The following is a 25,127-nucleotide window of genomic DNA, read 5'->3' as shown; positions in this document are numbered from 1 at the left end:
AATGATCGTTCTCTACCTTCTTGCACTGCTGATTTCGCTCACCGGCATGGTGGTGCTCGATCGTCGGTTTGGGCTGTTTTTTTGGCGGGATGCTCGCCGGGCGCGCATCGTGTTGCCTGTCGGGGTGCTGTTCTTCCTCGTCTGGGATCTGTTCGGCGTCGGCCTTGGTATCTTCTTTCGCGGTGAAACCGAGTTCATGACGGGGCTGCTGGTGGCCCCCGAGGTTCCGCTCGAAGAAGTCTTCTTTCTCACGCTGCTCTGCTACCTGACGATGAATGTCTACGGCGCGCTCAGTCGTGAGCGCTCGTCGACAGCGAAGGCGGGTGCCGCATGACGTACTGGCTCCTCAATGCCGTTTTCCTTGCCCTTGTCGTGGCGCTCGTGATTGCTGTCATGGTGCGCCAGCGCTCGCCGCAGTGGCGGCCTATTGCAATCACGATGGCTATTCTGCTGGTGATGACGGCGGTGTTCGACAACGTGATGATCTCGGTTGGACTCGTTGGGTACAGTGCGGATGCCATCAGCGGCGCCTTCATCGGCGTCGCCCCCTTGGAAGACTTCGCCTACGCGGTCGCGGCCGTCGTGGCGCTGCCGTGCCTGTGGTCGCTGCTGGGGTCACGTCGAAAGGACACCAATGCTTAAGGATCTCTTCCTCTCCTCGCGCCCCCTCAGCTGGGTCAATACAGCCTTCCCTTTTGCGGCGGCGTATTACTTGACCGCCGGCGTGATCGACCTCACGTTTGTGATCGGCACGGTCTTCTTTCTCGTGCCGTATAACTTGGCGATGTATGGCATCAACGATGTTTTCGACTACGAGTCTGACCTGCGCAACCCGCGCAAGGGTGGGGTCGAGGGTGCCCTTCTTGCTCCGCGGATGCACCGGCCAACGCTCATCGCCTCCGCCGTCACGACTATCCCGTTCCTGATCTATCTCGTGATCGTCGGCAACCCCCTCTCGTGGCTGGTGCTGGCAATCAGCATGTTCGCCGTCGTGGCCTATTCGGCCAAGGGCCTGCGCTTCAAGGAGCGCCCCTTCCTCGACTCCGTCACCTCGAGCACCCACTTCGTGTCACCCGCGATCTACGCGCTTGTGCTTGTGGGCGCTGTGTTTACGCCGCAGCTCTGGGCCATCCTTGGCGCGTTCTTCTTGTGGGGCGTGGCGTCGCAAGCTTTTGGTGCTGTGCAAGATGTGGTGGCCGATCGCGCCGCAGACATTTCGTCCATCGCCACGGTGATTGGGGCGCGAGCAACCACCCGCTTCGCCGTTGTGGCGTACCTTGCTGGCGGCATCCTGCTGCTGTTCTCTGACTGGCCGGGCCCGCTCGCCGCCATTCTTGTGCTGCCCTATGCGGCGATGTGTGCGCCCTTCTGGAACATCACGGATGCCACCGCCGAGTCGGCAAACCGTGGCTGGAAGAACTTTCTGGCCCTCAACTTCGTCACGGGATTCTTCGTGACGATGCTGCTCATCTGGTGGGTGTTCATCCGCTAGAAGAGCGCATCTGGCGCCGGCGCAGAAACGACCGCAGCAATGTGAGGCAATTCCTCACTATTCTTCTGATTGAATAGCGCCTATGACTGAATCTGAAGTGCGTCACGGGCGTGCTCCCTCAACGCGATGGCGTCGTGTGCGCATTGCTGCAATCGCGCTGGTGTCGATCCTGGTGCTCATAGTCGCTGCCGCCGGTGCCTTCGTTCTGTCGCTCTCCTCGACGATCGACAACGTCGACAAGATCGAACAGGCGTTTCCTGAGGAGTCTTTGCGTCCGCCGGCGGCAGAGCCTGTCGATGGCAACTCGGCCGCCCAAAATATTCTTCTACTGGGGTCTGATACTCGTGGATCGATCGGCAACGACCTCTCTGACACCGAGGGCACGCGGTCAGACACCATGATGATCGTGCACATTCCAGCGGACCGCGAGAGTGTTCAAGTGATGTCGCTCATGCGCGACTTCTGGGTCGAGATCCCGGGCCACGGTTCTGCCAAGTTGAACGCGGCGATGTCGTACGGCGGCGTTCCGCTCGCTGTGCAAACCATCGAGGGCATCATCGACTCGCGCATCGATCACGTCATGATGGTCGACTTTGAGGGATTCAAGGGAGTCACGGATGCGCTGGGCGGCGTGACGATCAACAATCCGACCGCGTTCACCACCGGCAATAACTCTTACGCCCAAGGCGAGATCGAGCTCAACGGTGAGCAGGCGTTGCCGTTCGTGCGCGAGCGCTACTCGTTCGTCGACGGCGATTACACCCGGGTAGCCAACCAGCAGCTGTTCATCAAAGCGGTATTGGCCAAGGTGCTGAGCAAAGACACTCTCACGAGCCCGGCCAAGATCAGCAACCTGGTGAGCGCGTTGGCGCCGTATGTTGCCGTCGATAACGAGTTCGATTCTCGCTACGCCGCATCGTTGGGGTTCGAGCTGAATGAGGTTCGAGTGAGCGACGTCAACTTCTTCACGATGCCCACGCTCGGCACGGGCACTCAGGGCGACCAGTCGGTCGTCAACGTCAACTGGGATGAAGTACCCAAGATTCAGCAGGCCTTCAAGAACGATCTTCTCGGCGAGTACGTTCCCCCGCCTGAGTAGCCCCTAAGTAGACACGGTTGTCTGCGCGGAGCTAAAGTGAGTAATTGAGCAGAGTTTATTGTTCGTGAAAACTGCTTGCGAATGTGCCGGTCGACAAACCTCAGGCCGGCGACTATCGTTCCGAGGATCTAACGTGAAAAAAGGCATTTCCTATAGCTCGTGGGTCAAAGTGCGGCCCGCTGTTTTCGAGCCGCTTGCAGTTACAGGTGAAGCCGCGCCGCAGTCGACATCTCTCCAGCGAGGCGCCGTGTGTTAGCTGACACGCTCGACCGGTTCCTCACCGCCGTTTATCGGCGTGGCGCAGTCGCACGCATCACGACGCAGTACCTCGTGGATGCGTTCGCGTGGTTCTGCGCAATTCTGGCAGCTGTAGTGCTGCGTTACGACTTCGATGTGACCCGCATCACGTGGCTGCCTCTGCTCTCCTTAATCTTTGTCACGTGGAGTGCGCAATTTCTTGTTGGCTGGGTGCTCTTCCTCTACCGTGGGCGCCATCCCTATGGGAGCTTTGCCGAAGTCCGCGCGCTGCTGGGTGTGGTGCTCATCGTTGGGTTGTCCTTCGGTCTTCCGGTTGTCTTGTGGGGCACGGAGTGGATGATTCCGCGCAGCACGATGTTCATCGCGATTCCGGTTGCTTTCGTGTTGATGGGCTCAGCACGCTATCTCAAGCGACTTTTGGTGGAGCGCTCGATGGCACCGCCTTCAGATGCAGAGCCCGCGTTGATTTATGGTGCGGGTTACTTAGGCGCAGTGACTATTCGCCGCATGGTCACCGACAGCGCGTCGCCGTATAGGCCTGTTGCGATGATCGACGATGCGCCGTCACGCCGCTTCGCTTGGCATCACGGAATTCGTGTTGCGGGTACGGGCGCTGAGTTGGCTCGAGTTGCCGCCGATACTGGGGCGACAGTGCTTGTTATAGCCGTAGCGCGGGCTGACGCCGAGTTATTAACGCGAGTCAGCGACGCAGCGGCAGCGGCAGGGCTGCGTGTAATGGTCTTACCTTCGTTGGTCGAAGTGCTGGCCGGGCGAACTCAACTGCGTGACTTGAGAGACATCTCGATTGAAGATCTCATCGGCCGGCATCCTGTCGATACTGACGTCGGGTCGATCGCTGGTTATTTGACGGGTGCGCGCGTCTTGGTGACGGGCGCGGGAGGGTCGATCGGCTCAGAGCTGTGCCGTCAGATTTCTCGCTTTAGTCCCGCCGAGTTGATCATGGTCGATCACGACGAGACGGGTCTGCAGTCGACGCAGCTTTCGATTCTGGGGCACGGCCTCCTAGACACTAAGGATGTGGTGTTGGCGAGCATTCGAGATGCGGATGCACTGCAGTCAGTTTTTGATGAACGACGCCCCCAGGTGGTGTTCCACGCGGCGGCGCTCAAGCACCTGCCGATGTTAGAGCAGTATCCGATGGAGGCGTGGAAGTCGAATGTTCTGGGCACGCTCAATGTGCTGAGCGCGGCGCGCTCGGTGGGGGTCACCACGTTCGTGAACATCTCTACCGACAAGGCTGCGAACCCCACGAGCGTTCTGGGGCACTCAAAGCGCATCGCTGAAAAGCTCACCGCCTGGGCAGCGAAAGAGACGGGCAAGAAGTATCTTTCGGTCCGCTTTGGCAACGTGATCGGCAGTCGCGGTTCGATGCTGCCCACATTTACGGCACTGATCGAAGCGGGCGGGCCGCTCACGGTTACGCATCCCGATGTCACTCGGTACTTCATGACCATTCCGGAGGCGTGCCAGCTAGTGGTGCAGGCCGGCGGTATTGGCGAGGGCGCCGAGGTGCTGATTCTCGACATGGGGGAGCCGGTGAAGATTCGCGAGGTTGCCGAGCGCATGATCGAGATGTCGGGCAAAGACATCGAGATTGTCTATACCGGCTTGCGCGCGGGCGAGAAGCTGCACGAGATTTTGGTGGGAACCAACGAGTCAGATGACCGTCGAGTTCACCCCAAGATCTCGCACTCGCGGGTGAGCGAACTCGACCCCGCCGATCTCGATTTCGATCAGTGGATCGTGCGCTGTGGCGTGGAGAAATTCGAGAACGGGAAGGCTGGCGTGCCTTTCGCGGTAGCCAAGGAGATTGCGTGAGCAGCAGAATTCATATGTCGTCTCCCGATGTGGGCGAACTCGAGGAACAATACGTCGTGGCTGCGATGCGCTCGGGCTGGATTGCGCCGCTAGGCCCCGACGTCGATGCTTTCGAGAGCGAGCTAGCCGCACGTGTCGGAGTCGAGCACGCGGTGGCGTTGAGTTCGGGTACGGCCGCGCTGCATCTGGCCTTGCTTGGTGTTGGGGTGAAACCCGGCGACCTCGTCCTGACTTCTACGATGACATTCGCTGCCACGGCCAATGCGATTGTCTACACAGGCGCTCAGCCCTTCTTTATCGATTGCGAGATCGACACCGGCAATATGGATCCTGCATTGCTGCGGAAAACGCTCGAACAACTCACTCGTGATGGTGAGGCTGTGGCCGCGATTGTTGCGGTCGACCTTCTGGGCAAGGCGGTGAATTACACCGAGATCTGCGCAATTGCGGACGAGTATGGCATCCCTGTTGTCGCTGACGCCGCGGAGTCGTTGGGCGCGACTCATAGAGGAAAGCCGGCCGGTTCGTTCGGGCGAGCATCGATAGTTTCGTTCAACGGAAACAAGATCATGACGACGTCTGGTGGCGGAATGCTGCTCACCGATGACGCCGAGCTCGCGCAGCGAGCCCGCTACCTCGCTACCCAAGCTCGGCAGCCCGTCGCTCATTACGAGCACACGGACATTGGCTATAACTACCGGCTCAGTAATTTGCTCGCAGCGCTCGGGCGGGCTCAACTCACTCGTCTCGACGAGATGATCGCACGCCGGCGCACGATGCGCGAGCGGTACCGAGAGCTTTTTTCTCAGATCGAAGGAGTCGAGATTTTTGGCGGCGCGAACGACGAAGAAGACAACTTCTGGTTAACCTCGATCGTTGTTGACGAGAGCCTCACGGGATGGTCGGCGGCCGATTTGAGCGCTGCTCTCCTGAAAGACAACATCGAAAGCCGACCGCTCTGGAAGCCCATGCACTTGCAGCCGATCTTCGCCGAATCTAGACGTGCGGTGAACGGAAGCTCGCAGTCTCTCTTCAGACACGGCCTCACGTTGCCGAGCGGTTCTGCGCTCAGCGTCGACGAAGTCGAACGAATCAAAAAGGCGATCGTCGTTTACCTGGGCAAAGTGGCTTTGAGGGTCGCCAGTTGAAGGTCTTTTTCTGGAGGCCGTTCACAGCGTGCGCCTGTAAGCGTCTTTCGACCACGCGGTCGGGTGCTTCGATCTCATTCCGCGTAAAGAAAGACGCCTTTCACCTGGTGGATGGCTCCGATGAATAGCGAAATCGGTTCAGATATGGAACTCATCGCGACGAACTTTCTGCTGAAGACCGCAGCGAGTCCGCCTTGGGAAGATGGTTCCAAGATCGCTTATGTTGAAACCGGGCGTCAGGCTCTGCAACTAATCAGTGATTTGCTTTGGGACAGCGGGCAAAGGACTCTTCTTCTTCCTTCGTTCCTGTGTGAAAGCATGCTTTCCCCTTTTCAGGGGCGGGATTGGGATTTTCAATTTGTCGAGATGAATCCAGACCTCACGCTTTCACTCGATTCTCTGCGAGCCATTGCCGCGGCGGTCGACGGCAACTTTGTGGCATTAGTCGCGTTATATTTCGGGCGCGTCCCAGACAGCGAGTTTGTGCAGGCGATTTTGGAGCTCCAGTCCTTGGGCGGAGTCGTGATCGATGACGAGACGCATCGTGTGCTCTCGCCGGGGCGTTCCCGCGCCGATATCTCGATCGCGAGTCTCCGGAAGACTCTCCCAGTCGGCGACGGAGCCTACCTTCGCGGCAAGATCGGCGACCTAGCGTCGCGGGTGTTCCCGGCTCGCCAGAACGGGCGCTGGGAAGCGATGCGCGCGAAATCAGACTCAATGGTGGGTGGCGATTCTGCCGCGTCCAAAGCTTTTTTTCGTGATGCCAATAGCGTGCTTGACGCGTCGAGGACCGCCCACGCACCAGATATGCGGACGCTGGAATCGTTGAGGACATTCGATTACGAGCAGCTCGCCCAGGCCCGCGTGCGGAACGCTGCGGTCTTGGCGCGGATCCTCGATGGAGAAAAATCCATTCGAATTGTCAATAAACCGACGCCCGGAAGTGTCCCGTCTCACCTTGTTGTGGAAGTCCACGACCCGCAGCTCATGCAAGAGTCGATGGCGGCCAGCGGAGTGTTCTGCCCGATTCACTGGCCGCGCCCGTCGATGCTCGAGCCAGAGATTCCTTGGCAATCCAACATTCTTTCGATTCCTATTGATCATCGCTATACGCCCGAGCAAATGACAGATGTGGGGCGCGCCTTGTTGTCGGTGACAAAGTCATGAATCTTGCACTGAGAAATATCTCGCCAAGCCAAGCGCCTAGTGTCTACTTCTCTCAGGCTTACGGTGAAGCACTCGTGCTGGGCACGGGGCAACGATGGGTCAATCTGTCCCTCAAAGACGGTTCATGGCAGATGCCTCTGGTTCTATCATCAGTGGGTGGATCCCTCGTCGAAGCAGCAAGCCCTTACGGCTACGCCGGTGTGTTCACTCACCCAACGGTCTCTGCGGACAAGAGTCGTGAGTTGTGGGAGGAAGCTATCGAGGTGCTCAAAGCAGCGAACGTGGTCTCGCTCTTTCTCCGGCTCTCTCCTTTTGGGGGCAAGCAGCTCACGTTTCTTCCCGATACGGCTATGCCGACGGTCGAACACATTTCCGACACTATTAGCGTGGAGACGATCGACGCCGCGACGGTGTGGGCGTCGATGCAAGGGCGCTCCAGAACTGCCGTGCGAAAGGCAGAAAAATCGGGGCTGGTTGGCGCGATTCGAAGAGTAGATTCACGTGACCTAGAAACGGGAAGTGACTTTCGGCGACTCTACGAGAGCACCATGGAGAGGGTCGGGGCGGCGACGCACCACAAGTATCCGAACTCCTATTATCGGAGGTTGGCCGAGGGGCTAGGGGATCGGCTCCTGCTCGCGACAGTTGCAGACGGCTTAGGTCAGATTGTCGCTGCTGCGCTGGTCATGGTGGACGATGAAGTGGTTCACTACCACCTGTCCGGCTCCGACCCTGTTCAGGCCAGAAACGGCTCGAACAATCTTTTGGTCTGGAAAATTTTAGAGTGGGCGGCTCATAACGATCGCCGTTCAGCCCATCTCGGTGGTGGCACCGGGCCAACTGATTCGCTCTTCAGATTCAAGTTATCTTTCGGGGGGCGAGTGCTCCCGTTCGAAGTCGGGAAATTTGTGATCCTGCCTTCTGAATATGAAGAACTGGTGACAGCGCGCGCGCGTGAAATTGGGTGCGGGGTGGCCACTCTGAAAGAAGCGGGCTATTTTCCCGCCTATCGGGCAGGATCTGCATGATGTCTCAACGGTACTTATTAATCCGGGCAGCTAGCGATCGTGTGTTCGCGGCGATACTTCTGGTGCTTTCTTCCCCAGTGTTGCTCCTCATCGCGATAACGATTCGCGCGAAGATGGGAACGCCGATCATGTTCCGTCAGACGAGAGTTGGCCGGTTCGGGAAGAAATTCGAGATCGTTAAATTTCGGACGATGATCGTTGGTGCCGAAGTCAAGGGCGGCGGCTACATGCCGCCCGAGCTAAACCTCGTGCCGCCGCTAGGTCAATTTTTGAGAACGACGAGTTTGGATGAACTGCCTCAATTGCTCAATATATTCGCGGGAGATATGGCTTTCGTCGGCCCTAGACCAGCGCTTGTCGAGCAATACGAGAGGTACTCTGCGGCACAAAAACGTCGGCTCGAGGTTCCGCAGGGGGTGACGGGCCTTGCTCAAGTTCGATTTCGAAATTCTGCGCCATGGTCGAAGAGGATCGAGGCGGATGTTGAGTATGTCCAGTCAGTGAGCCCTGGTCTCGACATCCGCATCCTTCTCAAGACCGTCGGGCGCGTAATGCGCGCTGAAGGCGTACTTCTCAACCAAACGCGACAGGACGTCGACGACCTAAGCTCGTCACCAAAGACGGAGGAGAAAAATGAGTAGAATTCGACTGCGGCCGATTGAACATGAGGACCTCCCTTTTCTCCAAAGTCTCGCGAATGACACGGTTGTGCGTGAGCGAGTGGTTGGCTGGGACTGGCCTGTGTCGATGGCGGACCAAGAGAGATGGTTCGTCTCGGGTGCCAATACGAGCACTACCCGCCGATTTGTAGTGGAGAGCACCTCTGGGGACCGGTTGGGGCTAACTGGGTTGTGGGATATCGACTGGCATAACCGGAGCGCATTGACGGCGTTGAAGCTTGGCGGCGATCCCGGCAATCGAGGCAAGGGTTACGGCGCTGAGGCGGTGCAAGCATTGATGCGATTTGCTTTCAATGATGTTGGCCTGAATCGATTGCACAGCACGATCTTAGAAACAAACCTCCCGTCACTCGTCGTCTACATTCGTAAATCGGGTTGGAGCGAGGAAGGGCGCCTTCGGCAGCACGTGTGGCGAGACGGCAAGTTCCTCGATGCGATCCAGATCGGTATCCTCGCGTCCGAGTTCGCGAGTGCGGGGCTTGCTCAGGATGACGTCGGAAAAGATTCGTCGGTGGGCGGGTAGGGGCGACGTCTCAACTACGCCCCGGCATGCGAGGCTCCGATCTATCGAGCAAGGTTGTCGGGCCCGTATCCTCAGATCTCAGCGGTTCTTTCGCTCAGATTTACACGATTAGGCATAGTGCTTGGGCTGTACGTCGTTCAGTTCCATAACTCAGCTATTTAGAACAGGAACGCTCAAATTGAAACCGACTGATGGCGGCGAACGGGTCTGCGTAGTTCATGTCAGCTCAGCTCACCCCTGGACCGACAACCGCATTCATTATCGCGAGTGCGTGAGCCTGCAAAAGACGGGTTACGACGTCCATCTCATTGCGATAGAAAGTGCGGTGGAGGCGCCAAAGACCGCGGTGCACGTTGTCGCTTTGCCGCGCCTGCCGCGGCTGAAGCGAGTTGTGTTTGGATCAGTGCGTGCTGTACGCCATGGATTGAAAACGCGTGCGTCGATATTCCACCTCCATGACCCGGAACTAGTGTGGGCGGTTCCCCTGCTGCGGCTTTTGGGGAAAAAGGTCATATTCGATGCGCATGAGGACCTCCCAATTCAGGTCCTCAGTAAGGAGTACTTAGCTCCGTGGTCGCGGACCCTGATGAAAGCAGCCGCTTACGCTGCCGTCGGCCTTATGAAAATGAGCAACCATGTTATTGCGGCAACCGAGACAATCGCGGGGCGTTTTCCAGAGGATCGTGTCTCGGTTGTCCATAACTACCCGCCACTACGTGCTGTGGAGTCAGCAGCCACACCGGTTGCGGAGCGTGAAAAGCTCCTTGTTTATGTCGGAGCGATGGGGGCTACACGCGGCGCAGCTCAAATGGTCGATACATTGAATTCGCCAAGTTTCCCTGCGGACTGGAGATTAGAGCTCGCTGGATCTATGGCCCCCGCTCTGGCGGACGAATTGGGCGCTGCGCCTGGCTGGTCTCGGGTTAACTTTCACGGCCCAGTACCGCCCGACGAGGCGAGGAACATCATTCTTTCGGCACGAGTAGGTCTTGTGGTGTTGCAGGGCTCCAGAGCGTACAGGGAGTCATTGCCCACAAAAATGTTCGAATATTTCGCGGCGGGCGTTCCTGTTATTGCCTCGGACTTTCCCCTTTGGCGCTCGATCATTGAGAGATACGAATGTGGGCTGCTGGTCAATGAAAACTCGCCAGTCGAGATAGCGGATGCAGTTGCGGCTTACGCTGCAAACCCTGTGCTGCTCGAGCAGCACTCTCGAAACGCGCGAAAAGCCGCGACCGATGTATTCAATTGGACGCAAGAGGTGCCCACCTTGGAAGCGGTCTATCAGCGGGTCTTGTCGGCATGAGGAGTGGCCCTGAAGCGTCGCGACCGTCGCGAATCAGATTGCTGATGATGGGTGGGGTATCTCGTATACTCCTCGGAAGCTTGGTGGGCCAAGGCGCGATTCTGCTCGTGTCGCCCTTCTTGACTCGGCTCTACAGTCCTGCCGACTTCGGTGCACTAGCTGTCGTAACTGCTATCTCAGCAGTGCTGGGCAACGTAGTAACCCTGAGTTGGGAGCGCGCAATTGTCTTGCCCGAAGACGATAACCGGGCTAAGGATATTGTTCTGCTCGGTGTCATTTCTGTGTCGTTTTTAGTTTCGGCACTAGCGCTCGTCGCCTACCTGACCCAAGAAACACTGTCACACCTTTTTGACTCTGAAGTGTTCCTAATTTACTGGTGGCTCGTTCCGGTTACGGTCGGGGCGCTTGGCTTTTACACCATTGCCTCATCGTGGCTCGTGCGACGCCAGGAATATCCGTCTCTCGCGATAAGGAACGCGGTCCAGGGAGTGAGCCAAGCTAGCTCGAGCATTATCTTGGGGCTGAGCGGTGTGGGCTCGCTCGGACTTATATCGAGCGTTGCAGTCGGAAGAATCGCTGCTCTTGTCGGAATGGTACGGTTTCAAAAAATGCCGTCATCTCGGCGCCGAGAGCTGAAAGTAGCGGCGCTTCGATATAAACGATTCCCACTCGTAAACATGTGGTCGCGGGTGCTCAACTCCTTGGGGCTACAACTTCCGGTGATCTTGATAGTCGCTTTGTACGGTTCCGTGGAAGCTGGACTTTACGCGCTCACGTTGCGTGTGCTGGCAGCACCAGTTGGCATCGTTGCGGATGCAGTGAGCCAGTATTTTGAGGGATCCTTCGCCAGCCAGAACAGGGAAGGTGGGCTCGGCCTTCGACACATGCTGTCGACGTTTGCTTTTCGGCTCCTAGCGGTGGCGGCGTTGCCGGCTGTCACCGTCGCGGTCGCTGGACCTCTGCTATTCCAGCTGGTGTTCGGAGCTGAGTGGGCCACTGCGGGCTTCTATGCGCAGCTCCTCGTCATCTCCTACTTCGCTCAATTTGTGGTCTCACCTATATCCCGGGCATTGGTGATCCTGGAGTATCAAGGCACCCAGCTTGCGTGGGATGCGTCACGTCTCGCAGCGACCTCTGCCGCGGTGTTGCTCAGCTGGGTCGCAAGCGACAACTTCGTCGTTTGTGCGGTCGCGCTCGCCTCGGTTCAGACGCTCTGGTACGCGGTGCTTTTCTTCTTATGTCGCTCGGCTGCTATAGCCACCGAGCGCAAGGCTAAGTACAACAGAGAGAATGGGCTATGAGAGTTTGGCTGATCAACCACTATGCCAGCGACCCTAAAGAGTCCGCTTCGGGCTCCCGGCACTACTCCCTCGCCCATCGTCTGCACCAGCTGGGGTGGGAGCCGACCATCATCGGGGCGAGCGTTGAGCACAACTCCTCCAAGCAGCGCTTGCAATCGGATGAGAAATTCAGTGACACCTCCAATGGAGGCGTCGCCTTTCGTTGGCTCCGAACGCGGTCATATGTTGGCAATGGGCCCGCCAGAATCATAAACATGGTTGAGTTCACTCTGGCCTTGCTCAGGCGGCGTTCGCTGGAGGGCCTCGAGCGGCCTGACGTCATCATCGGCAGCACTGTTCACCCGCTGGCGGCGTGGGCCGCGAGTCGCTTGGCAAAACGACTCAAGGTCCCGTTCGTGTTCGAGATTAGAGATCTTTGGCCGCAGACGCTCATCGACATGGGGAAGCTCTCTCAAAAGGGATTCATCGCCCGTGCCATGCGGCAGTTAGAACGCCATCTTTCCGCCAGAGCCGCGCGAATAATCAGTCCACTCCCGTTTGCAGGGGAGTATCTAGCGACGATCGGTGTCGATCCAGAAAAAGTAGTGTGGATCTCGAACGGAACGAACGTCGATGAGTTCGACCCGAGCCCCGCGTCAGACCGACTGTCGCCCGAGTTCACGTTCCTATATTTCGGCTCGATCGGGTTCGCAAACGGTCTACCGGCAATCATGACTGGTTTTGCGCGCGCGATCGCTTTGCGGCCGGACGCGAATATGCGGTTGGTCTTCGTCGGCAACGGCCCCGAGAAAGCGGAATTGCTGAGGCTTCGCAGCCAATTGGGGCTGGGCGACTTGATGGAATTCAGGCAGGCGGTACCAAAAGACGAGATTCCGAAGGTGGCAGCTGCGGCCGATAGCTTGGTTCTCAATCTGCTTGATTTGAAGATCTACCGCTACGGCATCAGCCTCAATAAACTGTTTGATTACATGGCTGCAGGGCGCCCCATAGTCATGGCTAGCAACTCTAGAAATAACCCGGTGAGAGATTCAGGCGGCGGCGTGTGCGTCGCGGGAAACGATGCTGACGCTATTGCGGGTGGGCTGCTGAGGGTTCTTGATTCCAGCTCGGCGGAGCGCGAAGACTGGTCGAAAAAGGCGAGTGATTATGTCTCGGAGCACTACGACTACCGCGTATTAGGGGACCGACTCGACTCGCTTATGCGAGAAGTCGTCGATGAAGGCACGACATCGTGACCTCGAGCCCGGGTCCAGAAAATAATCGCAGCGTTAGGCTTCAAACTATGCGCTTTCAGCGGCCGGTTGGCCTAGCGACGCCAAAGGTACTCATACGGGACGTCGTTCTATTGCCGCTATCTGTTGTCGGGTATGCAGTAGTCCTGCACTATGTGTATTTCACGCTCGTGACTCCGACGTTCAGCTACCTTGGGTATCGCTACGAAGCACCTGTTCCCCAGATAATCGTCATAACAACTTTCGCGGCTACCCTCGTAGCGCTTTGCTTGCCGCGCAGGATCGAACGGCCTTCGAGCTTTACGCTGTGGATGCTATTTGCAATCGCGGTTGCGCCCGGAATGCTTATGGCCCCGTATGTAGGCTTCCTCTCTCCCGAACAAGCTCTAACCGCCAGCTTGGCCGTGGGGGGCAGTTTTCTGATCGCGGTATTCGGGGCTAGACGTCGATCTCCGGTGAAGCCCCTTCCGTTTCGGCTATCCGCGACCTCGTTTTGGATCGTCATCGGGTTGGTATCGGCGCTCACTTACGCCCTGATGGCGTTCACCGTTGGCCTCAGCTTGCAGTTCGTATCGATATTGGATGTGTACGACGTTCGGTCCGAGTACGCGGCCGGTCTCTCCGGTGCCGGGGCTCTCGGGTATCTGGTGAGCACGCAAGGGAACGTAATCAATCCGCTAATCATTGCCCGTGGCCTCTACACGAAGCGGTGGGACGTGGTGCTGCTCGGCGTATTGGGGCAAGCGCTTCTTTTCAGCGGAACCGGTTTCAAGACAATTCTTTTCTCGGTTCCTGCCCTGCTTCTGGTGGCGTTCGTTTTCCGGAAGAAGGTCTGGCCCAGTCCGCTCATCATTATTGCCGGAGCAACCATCATGATGCTCGTGGCTGCTGCTCTCGATGAGATTTCCGACAGCAACCTATGGACTTCCCTCTTTTCTCGACGTTTTCTGTTTACGCCGGGTCTTCTTTTGAGCGTCTACGTCGGCTTCTTCACTGCGAACCCACAAGTGCATTTGAGCGGATCAATATTTGGCTCATGGCTCGATTATCCGTACGAATTGAGCGTCCCGCGCGTGATCGGCTTGGCGACAGTCGGTTCGTCAAGCACGGCGATGAACGCGAACCTTTTTGCAGACGGTTTCGCGAACTATGGTTATGCGGGCATGGCAGGTGCTGCTGTTGTCCTGCTCGTTTATTTGCGAGTACTCGACCGGGCTGCGCACGGTTTGCCGGTGGCGGTCGGGTCTCTAGTGATGTTGATGCCTACTATCGCTTTATCAAACTCTGGAATCTTGACGTCGATGTTGTCGCATGGTCTTTTTGTCGCGATCCTTTTGCTCGCGGTTGCACCGAGAGATCTTTGGGCGAAACCTAAATTTCGCCCAGCGCCAGATCTTGCTGACCAACCCCGAATCGGCGACTACAGAAAGTAACTTTTGGTGAAGGCGATAACTTCGCGTCGCTCCCCGAACCGGTCCTCGTAGAGCGGTAGCGGCGGCATGCCCCAGAAGTCGAACCCCGCAGCGCGAGATAGGCTTGGCATTCACAATTTGGGGGTAAGCACGTGCACGAAGGGCCCCGCGCTACGCGTTTTCGGCGCCGCATTACGGGAGTGCTGTTCGTGGGGTACGCGCTGTTTGTGGCCGCGATTACGCTGACACCGCAGATGCCGGGCACCGGCACGGTGTCACGCGTGGCCTATCGCCTGCTTGAAGCGCTTCACAGCCGTGGGGTGCCGCTCAGCGTCAACTACCTCACCATCGAATTCATCGGCAACGTCCTGATGTTCGTGCCGCTCGGCATCCTGCTTGCCATGCTTCTGGCTCGCCGCCACTGGTGGATGCTGCTCTTCGCCGGCACCCTGATGTCAGCCGCCATTGAGCTCAGCCAGCTGCTCTTTCTGCCCTCGCGCTACCCCGAGGTGCGAGACCTGATCTCTAACACCACCGGCTTTCTTCTCGGAGCGCTCGCTGCCATCCTCATCCGGCTGCTCGTCGCGCACCGCGACACCCTTGTTGAGCGCGACCGTCAGCACGCCGAACGATCTCGCCGCCGCTATTTAGCGCGACGCGGCAGTGGTCCCTACTAGGCGCTACGCCAGCAGTATTGGGCCGCGGGCCGCGAGGCTAAGGTGTGGGCGAGGCCGCTCCCTGAAGCTGCGCGTGCAAGTTCTTGGCCATCGTCTCGAGCACGGTCACCGTCGTTCGGTACTGCTCGTCGGTAACGCCCGCAGTCGCCTTAGTGCGTTCGCCCGCGATTACCGCCGCGAGACGCTCCACCACACCACGACCGCGCTCGGTGAGATCAAACAGCGAGCCGTCCGTCGTGAGCCAGTCGCTTTCCACCAGCTCATCCAGCGACTCCCGCGATGTGGTGTGCGGATCAGTCGCGGGTGCCAGCGGGGTCACGGCGCTCTTCGGTAGCAAGAAGGGCGCGATCTCGATATCCAGTCGATCGATACCGGCCGGTCCCTTGGCCAGCACGACAAGAAGTTGCCACTGGCGGCGAGTGATGCCGTGCTCTTCGAGGGTGAGGGCGAAGAGGTCGTCGATGATGCGGTCAACGACCTTCACCCAATAACTGATGGGTTGTTGCGTGTCCATAATCTGAGATTACTCCTGTTCTCAGTACACGAAGCCAACCAGCCCAGAACTACAAACGACGATCGCGAACTAGTCGATCACCGACTGCTTGGCCTTTACCGGCAGCATCAGCACGAGGCCCGCGAGCAGCACGATCACGATTCCGATGATGCCGAAACGAGTGTCTCCCGTCATGGCCACAAACAGGGTGAAGAGGCCGGGAGCCAAGAAGCTCACGGCGCGACCCGTGGTGGCATAGAGACCAAAGATCTCGCCCTCGCGCCCGACCGGTGTGATGCGCGCAAGGAAGCTGCGGCTTGCTGCCTGCACGGGCCCGACGAAGAGCGTCAAGAACAGGCCAGCGATCCAGAACCCGGTTTTGGCGTCGCCGACGAAGAGCACAGCGAGACCGGCGAGCACGAGACCGATCAGTGAGCCGATGATCACGTTCTTGGCGCCCAACTTGTCGTCGAGCCATCCGCCAATAAAGGTTCCAATACCGGCCACGAGGTTGGCGGCGACCGCGAAGTAGATGACCTCGCTGGGGCTGAAGCCGAACACTTGCGCGGCAATGATCGCGCCGAACGTGAAGACGGCGGCGAGGCCATCACGGAACACCGCGCTCGCGAGCAAGAACATGAGCACCTGAGGGCTCTTCTTGGCGAGAGTCTTGATGGTGCCAAAAAGCTTGGCGTAGCTGGCGAAGAAACTCACCCGGTTTTCGCGGGCACCGGCGGGAATCTCCGGCACAGCAATCAACACTGGGATCGCGAAGATGGCGAACCAGGCCGCCGACGCCAGAATGGCAAAGCGGATGTCGAGGGCTCCGCCATCCGAACCAAACGGCACGTTGAGCAGGCCGTTGCCCGTATCGCTGCCGAAGTTCTGAATGAACAACACGAGCAGGATGATCAGCAGCACGATGCCGCCGATGTAACCCATACCCCAGCCGAAGCCCGAGACGCGGCCCACCGTCTTAGGGGTAGAGACCTGCACGAGCATTGCGTTGTAGTTGACGCTCGCGAACTCGAAGAAGATGTTGCCGGCCGCCAACAGCGCGGCGCCCAGGTAGATATAGGAGGGGATCGGTACGACGAAGAACATTGCCCCCATCGCCACCACGACTAAGCCCGTGTTGATCGCGAGCCACAGCTTGCGGCGACCGGAGCCGTCAGAGCGCTGCCCCAAGATGGGCGCCAAAAGGGCAACGAGAATTCCGGCAATGGTCAGGGCCCCAGAGATCACGGTCGTGTTGCTTGCCTGGGCAAGAACGAGCGCCGGGTTCTTGTCGTCGCCTGCCGCTGCGGCCACGATCTCGGGATCGATGAACAGTCCACTCGCGAGGTAGGTGCTGAACACGAAGGTTGTGACAACCGCGTTGAACGCTGCGGAGCCCCAATCCCAGAGCGCCCACGCGCGCACGCGACTCTTCGGAATCGCGGATTCCGTGATGAGGCCTTGCCCGACCGTGCCAATCGCGCGCGTGTTCGAGACGCGCGGAACAGCCGGAGTGCTGGGGGCGTCGTTGTCGCCAGTGTTGTCCTTCATGCGAACAGGCTAGTGGTGTGCAGTAAACAATGGGGGCTCACGCCGCAGCGCGCCGGTTGAGCGGTGAGCAGCATGCCATGATCAGCGGCCTGAACTAGACCACTTTTTCGCTGAAAGACTGATCCATGGCCTAGGGAGCAAGCCCAGTCGAACGTGGCACGAACGGAGATCCGATCTCGGCGAACGCCGGGTGCTCGTGGCTGTCATCGCCGTGGCAGCCCTATGTTTACGGGGATTTTTTGTCATGGTGGCGTGCGCATAGTTTGTATCGTTTGGTAACGAATTGCTGCGGTGGGGGACAAATCGGGGTACTTTCAGAGACGTAGACGTATACGTATACCTGTCTTCGATGTCTCCCGAATGGTCTCTTTTCATTCGCTGACCCGATCCGACCGCCTCACCCGCGATTTAAGGCCACACCTGTGAAGTTTTTTACGCACTCTCTGCTCGCCGTAGCCCTTGTGGTGGCGAGCATCACTGTTCCCGCCGCCGTTGCGACCGCGGCGGGCAATCCCGATGTGCAGCTCACGAGCGAGGTGAGCGCCTCCACTCTGTATGGCAGTGACGTGTCGGTCACGCTCTCGGTGCAGCAGTCATCGGTGCCAGCGATCAACGCCTACAACCTGACTTTCACTGACATCCTGCCGGTGGGCGCTACGCTCACCGACTCGACCTACCCCGTGAGCGAACAGATCCTGTTGTCGGATGGAACGACCAAGGTAATTTGGAGCAACGTCGCTGACCTTTCAGCAGGCATCGTGCTGCCGCTGACCTATTCGTTTGCGTATGACCTTCTCACTTATGACGTGGATGCCACGTTCACAAACGACGCGGAAGCGTTTGTTAACTCCAACCCGCGCATTGTCGTTGAGTTCGATCCTGAAACCGGCGAGGTTGACGAAGACACTCGCACCGGGTGGGACACGGCGACTTCCACCACCACGTTGGTGCCCTTCGAACTTGAGAAGAGTGAACCGAGCCCCGAGGGCGAGCTGCTGCGTGGTGTTCACGACAACAAGACCGTCTACACCCTCGAAATCACCAACAACAGCGTTAATGACAGCACCAATTTTTCGATCGTCGACTACTTGCCTGCGGGTCTTGAATTCCTCGGATGCTCCAGCCAAGACAACACTGCGGGAACCGACGAGGAGTACACCGGTTCCGGCCGCATCGACGACACCCCGTTGCCGGCTGCTGTTGATTGCAACGGTTTCGTCCCCACGACCTCAACGGTGACTGTTGACCCCGACGGAGCGGGCCCTCTCCCTGACGCTGTTTACACAAAGGTGGAGTGGACCTCCCTCGGCACTATCGCCGCCGGCGACACGCTCGAAATTTCTTACGCTGCTGCAATCCCGTTGCGGGAAAACGAGGCCTCGGCCGGCAACGCCACCGCCAACCTTGACAACAACACGGGAGCGCTGACCTCAGACGAGCAAGAGCTCACGAACTACGCGGTCGCTACTGGCACCTATGGCACGACGGAATACACGGATGACGACACCGCAACGGTGACCGCTGAAGACGTTTCGCTCCAGAAGACCGTTGACGATCCAGGGATCGAGCAGGGCGACACGAGCATCTGGTCGCTCACATTCCAGGCATCCGAGTACGCGCTCTCGACGAGCAACTTCACGATCATCGATACGATTCCGGATGGCCTTGACTACAAGTCCAGCGCGCCGGCTGCTGATTCAGCGGTGACGAATGCCGACGGCACCATCACTCTGTCGTGGGATTTCCCCGGTTTTGTGGCCGCGTCAGAATCTCGAACGATCACGGTGACGACAGAGGCCCGCACCGACTACCGCAACGGTGGTGGCCCGGTGAGTTCCAACGACGAGTGGGTAAATACCGTGACTCTTGGAGGCACCGCGGAAATTATCACCGACAGCGGAGCGAACACTTCAACTCTCCCTATCGTCGATGACTCAAGCGCCAGCCAAACGGGGCAGGGCATCGACATCAACAAACGCGTCGCCCAGCCTGCGGATATCGCGACTACCTGTGGGGCTGAATCTGGTCTGGCCTTCAGCGAGACCGTCACTGGCCCGTTCCATCCTGGCGACCTCGTTTGCTACGAATTGACCGTTGACTTCCCCGGGATTCTCGACTCTCTCGAAGTTAACGTGGCCGACTTCCTTCCCGCCGGTTTTACGTATGAAACTTTCGAGTACACCTCGGCCAGCACCTTGACGGCAGCCGATGGCATCGTCTTCTCCAATGACGCGGGCTCACCTCTGCTCAGCTGGAACGTGGGCGACGTCGATGCTTCAGCCGAATTCCAGGTTCTTATTTCCGCCCGGATCAGCGACCCTGCCGCGATCACTGATGGTTCGATTACCGCGAACATCATGAAAATGACGTACGAGAACACCGCCGGCGATGTGTTCCAGCTGCGCGATCAGGCCGACACGCTTGTCGAAAAGCCGATCGTCACTGTGGCCAAAGGCATCACAGAACTCAACACGAATCCGATCAGCGGCGCGCCCGTCGACACCCTCACGGTGCAGGCGACTGATCGCGTGACCTACTCCATCACCGTGACCAACGACGGAAGCCAAGCGGCCGAGAACATCTCGATCCGAGATAACCTGCCCGCGCTTCTGGAATGCTCCGACATTGAGAACATCAGCGACGCCGGTGCCTGTGGTTCTCCGGCACCCGTGCGCTCCATTGAGTGGACTGTCCCTGGCCCCGTCGCTGCCGGTGATAGCTATACCGTGACCTACGACGTGATCACCCCCGACGACTCGTCGCTGGGCGATGTGTTCCTCAACACCACCGGTGTTCGCAACTACGAAGGCGACACCAACAACGGTGGCCCGCAGGTCTACGTTCCCGAGAACAATATCGATCCGACTCTCGAAGACGACGCCAACAGCGATGAGGCGACCGACACGGCGACCGCTAGTGTCGAACGTCCCACCGTCGTCAAGACGGCGACAACTTCGATCGACGAGGGTGGAAATAACGCTGCCTCCGAAGCAACGATCGGCGAACTCATCACCTACACGGTGACCACCACCATTCCTGAGGGCGGAAGCGCTTACGAAAACCCTGCGGTAACCGACATCATCAGCGATGACCTAGAAATCGTGGGAACCCCCACCTTTACGGTGGATGGCGGCGCCTCGCAGAACGCGACGGTAAGCGGCCAACTCGTCACGGCGCCGTTGGGGGCGACGTACACAAACGAGCCCAATAGCGGTGACGACCTCATCGTGCTCACGATCGTCGTCCGGGTGCTGGATGCCAGCGGCCCTGTCCGCGCCGACGCCGTCTCCAATAACGCCACCCTCGCGTGGGATCACATTGATGGCTCGAGCGATTCCGGGGTGAGCGACAGCGTCACGACAACCATCGTGGAGCCGGACATCAGCCTGCAGAAGAGCAGTAATGCCGTAGACGGCATGGTCGCAGCGGGTGACGTCATCGAATACACGCTCGCACTGCGCAACAGCAGCGCATCCAATGTGTCGACTGCTCACGACACGGTCATCGTCGACACTCTGCCGGATACGGTCCAGCCTCTCAACGGCACCGGCGACCCCGTCACGGCTGATGCGACGCTCCCCGGCGGCGGAGTGTGGGATCAAAGCGAGCGCACGATCACCTTCACCGTCGCGAGCATCGCGCCGGGCGCAGGCCCCGATTTCACCTACAGCGTCGAGGTCGTTAACCCCTTGCGCGGTGGTGCCGCCATCGTAAACACGGCGGATGCGACCACCACTTCGATCGCCGGAGAAGTTCCCGACGAGCGCACGTCAGAATCTGCCCTCGGAACAGAAGAGGGCGGGTACCAAGACTCCAGCATTGTCACGCTGCAGACACCGGGCGTGGGCGTCAACAAGACGGCAACTCCGGAGACGCGCACGATCGGCGAGGCCGTGACCTACACCGTCGACGTGACTATCCCGTCGGGCGTCCTCGCAGACGACGTCACCATCATCGACACGATGCCGGCCAACGTGCGGTTCGGCGCCTTCAACGATGACGCTGTCTGCGATCAGGATGGCTCCGCGTGCAGTGAGGAAGTTGACCTCATTGGTGCTCCGAGCACGAGTGACCGCACCATTGGTTTTTCCATTGGTGACTTCGACCCGGCTGTGGCTGAAGATCGTGTCATCACGTTCAGCTACACCGGCATCGTGACGACGGCTGCGACAGATGGCAGCACGCTCGTGAACACGGTTCGTCCGTACTGGAATGACGAAAACCTCGTCGATGGAACGCCGACGACAGTGCCGGCCCCGGCAGACTTTGCCAACGACGGAACCCCGTCGACCGCGAACACGCAGATTGTCGAGCCGACGCTCACGATTGACAAGGCTGTCGAAGATCAGACGGCCGACTCCGACACTCGCCGCGCCAAGCCCGGTGATGCCCTTGAGTACACGGTCATCGTGACCAACACGGGTACCGCGCCCGCCTATGACGTCACTGTCACGGATGCTCCGGATGACCGCGTTACCGATTTCACCTCGGTAGCCCCGGCCGGTGTCACGAACACCGACTCTGACCCCTCCGACGGAACCCTGAGCTGGAGCATCTCAGGCCCCATCGCTGTCGGCGATTCTGTGGAGATCACTTACACGGTGACGATGCCTCTCCTCAGCGGGAGCGACGCAGTGCTGACCGGTGCAGAGATCGTCAATACCGCGGATATCTCCGGATACTTCGGTGTGCCAGCTGCAGACCGAGATCCCGCGATCGACTACAACGAATACGACGATGTAACCGCCGATGTGGTGAGCATCGAACTCGATCTCGCCTCGATCGGAAACTACATCTGGTACGACGTCAACAACGACGGTGTGCAAGATCCCACTGAGCCGGGGCTCGCGAACGTCGGTGTCACGGTGGTCGGATTGGGTGCCGACGGCACGTTCGGCACTCCCGACGATAAGACGTACAACACCGTCACCGACAGCGAAGGTGAATACCTTGTACAAAGCCTGCCCAGTGGCATCTACCGCGTCACGGTAGACGCCGCAACGCTCCCCGCGGGAATGACAGCAAGCTACGACTTCGATGGCACCACGGTCACGCCGAACGGGGTGTGGCAGGGTGCGCTCGCCGAAAATGGCGAGGAACGCGATGTCGACTTCGGTTACACCGGTACCGGCTCCATCGGCGACTACATCTGGTTCGATCAGAACTCGGATGGCATCCAAGATTCGAATGAGCCAGGCCTTCCCGATGCGACTGTCACGGTCGTCTTCGGCGGGCAGGATGGCGACCTCGCAACGACCGCAGACAACGCAACCATCACGACCACCACGGATGCCGACGGAAACTACACGGTCAACAATTTGCCCGCTGGTCCCTACTCCGTCACGGTGAGCGACCTGCCCGCCGGATACGCCGTCGTTTCTGACCCCAATGGGGGAACGAGCGAAACGTCGACAACCGCATTGACAGCCGGCGAGGACCGTACTGATCAGGACTTCGGATACAACGGCACCGCATCCATCGGTGACTACGTGTGGCTCGACCGCGATAACGATGGTGTTCAAGACCCCACCGAGCGCGGCATCAACGGCGCTCAACTGCAGTTGACGTGGTTCGGTAACGACGGCATTGAAGGCAACGGCGACGACGGCGTGTTCCTCACGACCACGGATGCGCTGGGCGCCTACACCTTCCCCAACTTGCTTCCGGGTGACTACTCGGTCGAGGTTTTGGGCGGGTTGCCTGACGGTGTTGTCAACAGCTTCGACAGCGACGGAAACAACAACTCGCAGACTCCGGTCTCTATCTCTGTTGGAGATGCGGTGACGAGCGTTGACTTCGGTTACTTCGCAGACTCTGTAATTGGAGACCGTGTGTGGTGGGACCGTAACTCTGACGGTGTTCAGAACGTGGGAGAGCCTGGCCTCGGAAACGTCGACATCAGTGTCACCTACTTCGGTGCCGACGGCGTCGCGGGCGGAACTGGCACCAACACCGACGTCGTGTACACAGCTCAGACCGATGCTGATGGTGACTGGATCATCATCAACATTCCTGACGGCGAGTACCTCGTGGAGGTAACGGCGGGAATCCCTTCGGGATTCGCTCAAACCTATGACGACGATGCGGCAACCGAAGGATTAGGCGGCCAATCGCAGACCACCCTCGACGCCTCCGACCTCAACCAGGACTTCGGCTACAACGGCGACTCGAGCATTTCAGATCTCGTATGGCTCGATCTGAATAACGACGGTGTGCAGGATGCCGGTGAGCCAGGTCTTGCCGGTGTCGACGTGACTCTGGTCTGGTTTGGCGCAGACGGCGTTGCTGGCGGTGGCGATGACGTGACGTTCGTCGAAACCACCGACGACAACGGAGAGTATTTCTTCGGCGGTCTTCCTGAGGGCAACTACTCGGTGACGGTAGACACAGCAACGCTGCCGGCGGGACTTCTCCCATCGTTCGACGCGGATGCTGGCACGAACACGCCCACGCCGGGCACGCCAGCTTCAGGAGTCGCAGCGAACTCGACTACGGCAGTATCGCTGCCGGCTGACACCGATCTCGACACCATCGACTTCGGTTACGCCGCGACTGGTTCGCTCGGTGACACGGTGTGGCTCGACCAGAACAGTGACGGCGTCGTTGACGCTGACGAAGTGGGAATCCCCGAGGTTGGGGTGACGCTGACGTGGGCTGGCCTCGACGGTCTGCTCGGTACCCCCGACGACGTTGTGTTCACGACAACGACGGATGCGAGTGGCAACTACCTCTTCGAGCACCTTCCGACAGGAACCTTCACGGTGGAGCTGACGAACTTGCCTGCTGGAGTGGCAGCGACCGCCGATCCCGATGGTGGCGACGATGATGCGTCGCAGCTGGTGCTTTCGGCGGGCGAAGCCAACCTGGAGCAGGACTTCGGTTACGCCGGCGACGCGGGAGTAGGCGATCTGCTCTGGCTCGACGTCGACAATGATGGCGTTCAGGGTGCGAACGAGCCCGGCCTTCCGGGAATCGTGATCACCATCACCAGCCCCGGCACCGATGGAGTGTTCGGCACGGCTGATGACATCGTCATTACGACGACAACAGATGAGAACGGCAACTACCTCGAAGAGGGGCTGCCGGCCGGAGAAGTGCAGGTCTCGTACGATCCCACGACGCTCCCCGAGGGATACGTGCCCAGCGCTGATCTTGATGGTGGCGACTTCTTCGACACAACGGCAACGTTGGTCTCCGGAGAGACTCTGCTCGATGTCGACTTCATCGTCATCGGAAGTGCCACCTTGATCGGTGCTGTGTTCGATGATGCTGATGGTGACGGAGTTCGCGACACGGGCGAGTTGGGCATCCCGAACGCCACGGTTGATGTGGTGTGGGCCGGGCCAAACGGTCCCGTCACTATCACCGTGGTCACTGACGCCGACGGCGCGTGGGTTCTCACGAATCTGCCGGCGGGAACCTACACCGCAACGGTCGATCTGAGCTCGGTGAGTTCGGACTACCGTCCGTCGACCGGAACCTCATCAACGGTCGAGCTGCCGGCGTTCGGCTCGCGGTCGGTCGTTCAGGGGCTGACGAACCTCATGTTGGCGTTCACCGGATCCAACATTGCTCTCGGAGGCGGGCTCGCGGTTCTGCTTCTGCTGCTGGGGTTCGCGCTCACTCGCCCGCGTCGGCGAGCGGGCACTGCCACGGCGCCTGCAGTGGCTGCGCTAACGACAGGTAAGTAGTACAAATTCGCGCCTGAGCGCGGCGAGAGTGCGGGGCTAGTTGCCTGCACTCTCGCCGCGTTTGTGTCATGGGTGGGCCTGTTAACCGCTGTTTTTTCAGGAGTCAGCGGTTTGGGGGACTTTTCGGGGGACATAGACAACCCATTTCACCCGCTTACTAGGGCTGCAGGGATCATCGGGTGTCGCGTACCTTGGGTAGCAGTGTTACAACTGGGTCCTCTCTATGGGGGACT

18 protein-coding genes are annotated in these 25,127 nt (G+C 59.1%); 16 read left to right on the top strand and 2 right to left on the bottom strand.

Annotated features, from left to right (window positions below):
* The first annotated feature begins 1 nt into the window (after window position 1).
* The 15 genes from ESZ53_RS08960 to ESZ53_RS08890 all read left to right on the top strand — a co-directional run bounded on the left by ESZ53_RS08960 (window position 2) and on the right by ESZ53_RS08890 (window position 15,162).
* On the top strand, window positions 2-334 hold the full coding sequence (locus ESZ53_RS08960) for a lycopene cyclase domain-containing protein (protein ID WP_129072510.1): 333 nt from the start codon (window positions 2-4) through the stop codon (window positions 332-334).
* Window positions 331-642, top strand: a complete 312-nt coding sequence (locus ESZ53_RS08955; protein ID WP_129072509.1) for a lycopene cyclase domain-containing protein — start codon at window positions 331-333, stop codon at window positions 640-642. The genes ESZ53_RS08960 and ESZ53_RS08955 overlap by 4 nt, the downstream gene beginning before the upstream one ends.
* Window positions 635-1,492, top strand: coding sequence for a prenyltransferase (locus ESZ53_RS08950; RefSeq protein ID WP_129072508.1), 858 nt, complete (start codon window positions 635-637; stop codon window positions 1,490-1,492). The genes ESZ53_RS08955 and ESZ53_RS08950 overlap by 8 nt, the downstream gene beginning before the upstream one ends.
* An 82-nt stretch (window positions 1,493-1,574) precedes the next feature.
* Window positions 1,575-2,591 (top strand): LCP family protein, encoded by a 1,017-nt coding sequence (locus tag ESZ53_RS08945; RefSeq protein WP_129072507.1) that lies wholly within the window; start codon window positions 1,575-1,577, stop codon window positions 2,589-2,591.
* A gap of 249 nt (window positions 2,592-2,840) precedes the next feature.
* A complete protein-coding gene (locus ESZ53_RS08940; protein WP_246837273.1) occupies window positions 2,841-4,688 on the top strand; it encodes a nucleoside-diphosphate sugar epimerase/dehydratase in 1,848 nt (615 codons plus the stop codon).
* Window positions 4,685-5,836, top strand: coding sequence for a DegT/DnrJ/EryC1/StrS aminotransferase family protein (locus ESZ53_RS08935; RefSeq protein WP_246837272.1), 1,152 nt, complete (start codon window positions 4,685-4,687; stop codon window positions 5,834-5,836). Before ESZ53_RS08940 ends, ESZ53_RS08935 begins: the two co-directional genes overlap by 4 nt.
* A gap of 120 nt (window positions 5,837-5,956) precedes the next feature.
* The gene (locus tag ESZ53_RS08930; protein ID WP_129072506.1) at window positions 5,957-7,003 is read left to right on the top strand and encodes a hypothetical protein; all 1,047 of its coding nucleotides are present in this window, start codon (window positions 5,957-5,959) and stop codon (window positions 7,001-7,003) included.
* Window positions 7,000-8,031: a GNAT family N-acetyltransferase gene (locus ESZ53_RS08925; protein ID WP_129072505.1), complete on the top strand. Its 1,032-nt coding sequence runs from the start codon at window positions 7,000-7,002 to the stop codon at window positions 8,029-8,031. Before ESZ53_RS08930 ends, ESZ53_RS08925 begins: the two co-directional genes overlap by 4 nt.
* Window positions 8,028-8,672 carry a sugar transferase gene (locus ESZ53_RS08920; protein ID WP_129072504.1) on the top strand — a complete coding sequence of 215 codons (645 nt, stop codon included), beginning with the start codon at window positions 8,028-8,030 and terminating at the stop codon, window positions 8,670-8,672. Before ESZ53_RS08925 ends, ESZ53_RS08920 begins: the two co-directional genes overlap by 4 nt.
* Window positions 8,665-9,234, top strand: coding sequence for a GNAT family N-acetyltransferase (locus ESZ53_RS08915; RefSeq protein ID WP_129072503.1), 570 nt, complete (start codon window positions 8,665-8,667; stop codon window positions 9,232-9,234). The genes ESZ53_RS08920 and ESZ53_RS08915 overlap by 8 nt, the downstream gene beginning before the upstream one ends.
* A gap of 178 nt (window positions 9,235-9,412) precedes the next feature.
* The gene (locus ESZ53_RS08910; RefSeq protein WP_168187216.1) at window positions 9,413-10,540 is read left to right on the top strand and encodes a glycosyltransferase; all 1,128 of its coding nucleotides are present in this window, start codon (window positions 9,413-9,415) and stop codon (window positions 10,538-10,540) included.
* Window positions 10,537-11,841 (top strand): lipopolysaccharide biosynthesis protein, encoded by a 1,305-nt coding sequence (locus tag ESZ53_RS08905; protein ID WP_129072501.1) that lies wholly within the window; start codon window positions 10,537-10,539, stop codon window positions 11,839-11,841. Before ESZ53_RS08910 ends, ESZ53_RS08905 begins: the two co-directional genes overlap by 4 nt.
* Window positions 11,838-13,076 carry a glycosyltransferase family 4 protein gene (locus ESZ53_RS08900; protein WP_129072500.1) on the top strand — a complete coding sequence of 413 codons (1,239 nt, stop codon included), beginning with the start codon at window positions 11,838-11,840 and terminating at the stop codon, window positions 13,074-13,076. Before ESZ53_RS08905 ends, ESZ53_RS08900 begins: the two co-directional genes overlap by 4 nt.
* Window positions 13,077-13,123: 47 nt before the next feature.
* Window positions 13,124-14,506 (top strand): hypothetical protein, encoded by a 1,383-nt coding sequence (locus tag ESZ53_RS08895; protein ID WP_145963170.1) that lies wholly within the window; start codon window positions 13,124-13,126, stop codon window positions 14,504-14,506.
* A gap of 131 nt (window positions 14,507-14,637) precedes the next feature.
* Entirely contained in the window at window positions 14,638-15,162 is a 525-nt protein-coding gene (locus ESZ53_RS08890; RefSeq protein WP_129072498.1) for a VanZ family protein, read from the top strand.
* A 37-nt stretch (window positions 15,163-15,199) separates the two neighbouring features.
* On the opposite strand, the gene ESZ53_RS08885 is transcribed toward ESZ53_RS08890, so the two are convergent.
* Both ESZ53_RS08885 and ESZ53_RS08880 read right to left on the bottom strand, forming a co-directional pair.
* Window positions 15,200-15,676 (bottom strand): MarR family winged helix-turn-helix transcriptional regulator, encoded by a 477-nt coding sequence (locus ESZ53_RS08885; protein WP_129072497.1) that lies wholly within the window; start codon window positions 15,674-15,676, stop codon window positions 15,200-15,202.
* Between the two features lie 69 nt (window positions 15,677-15,745).
* The gene (locus ESZ53_RS08880; RefSeq protein WP_129072496.1) at window positions 15,746-17,203 is read right to left on the bottom strand and encodes an MFS transporter; all 1,458 of its coding nucleotides are present in this window, start codon (window positions 17,201-17,203) and stop codon (window positions 15,746-15,748) included.
* A gap of 422 nt (window positions 17,204-17,625) precedes the next feature.
* Between ESZ53_RS08880 and ESZ53_RS08875 the strand changes: the two genes are divergently transcribed.
* Window positions 17,626-24,894: an SdrD B-like domain-containing protein gene (locus tag ESZ53_RS08875; RefSeq protein ID WP_129072495.1), complete on the top strand. Its 7,269-nt coding sequence runs from the start codon at window positions 17,626-17,628 to the stop codon at window positions 24,892-24,894.
* The last annotated feature ends 233 nt before the right edge of the window (window positions 24,895-25,127 follow it).

It is taken from the genome of Salinibacterium sp. UTAS2018 (genome assembly GCF_004118935.1).
Taxonomy (GTDB): Bacteria; Actinomycetota; Actinomycetes; order Actinomycetales; family Microbacteriaceae; genus Rhodoglobus.
Note: the sequence above shows the minus strand (reverse complement) of the source record. Positions and strands in the feature narration are given on the sequence as shown.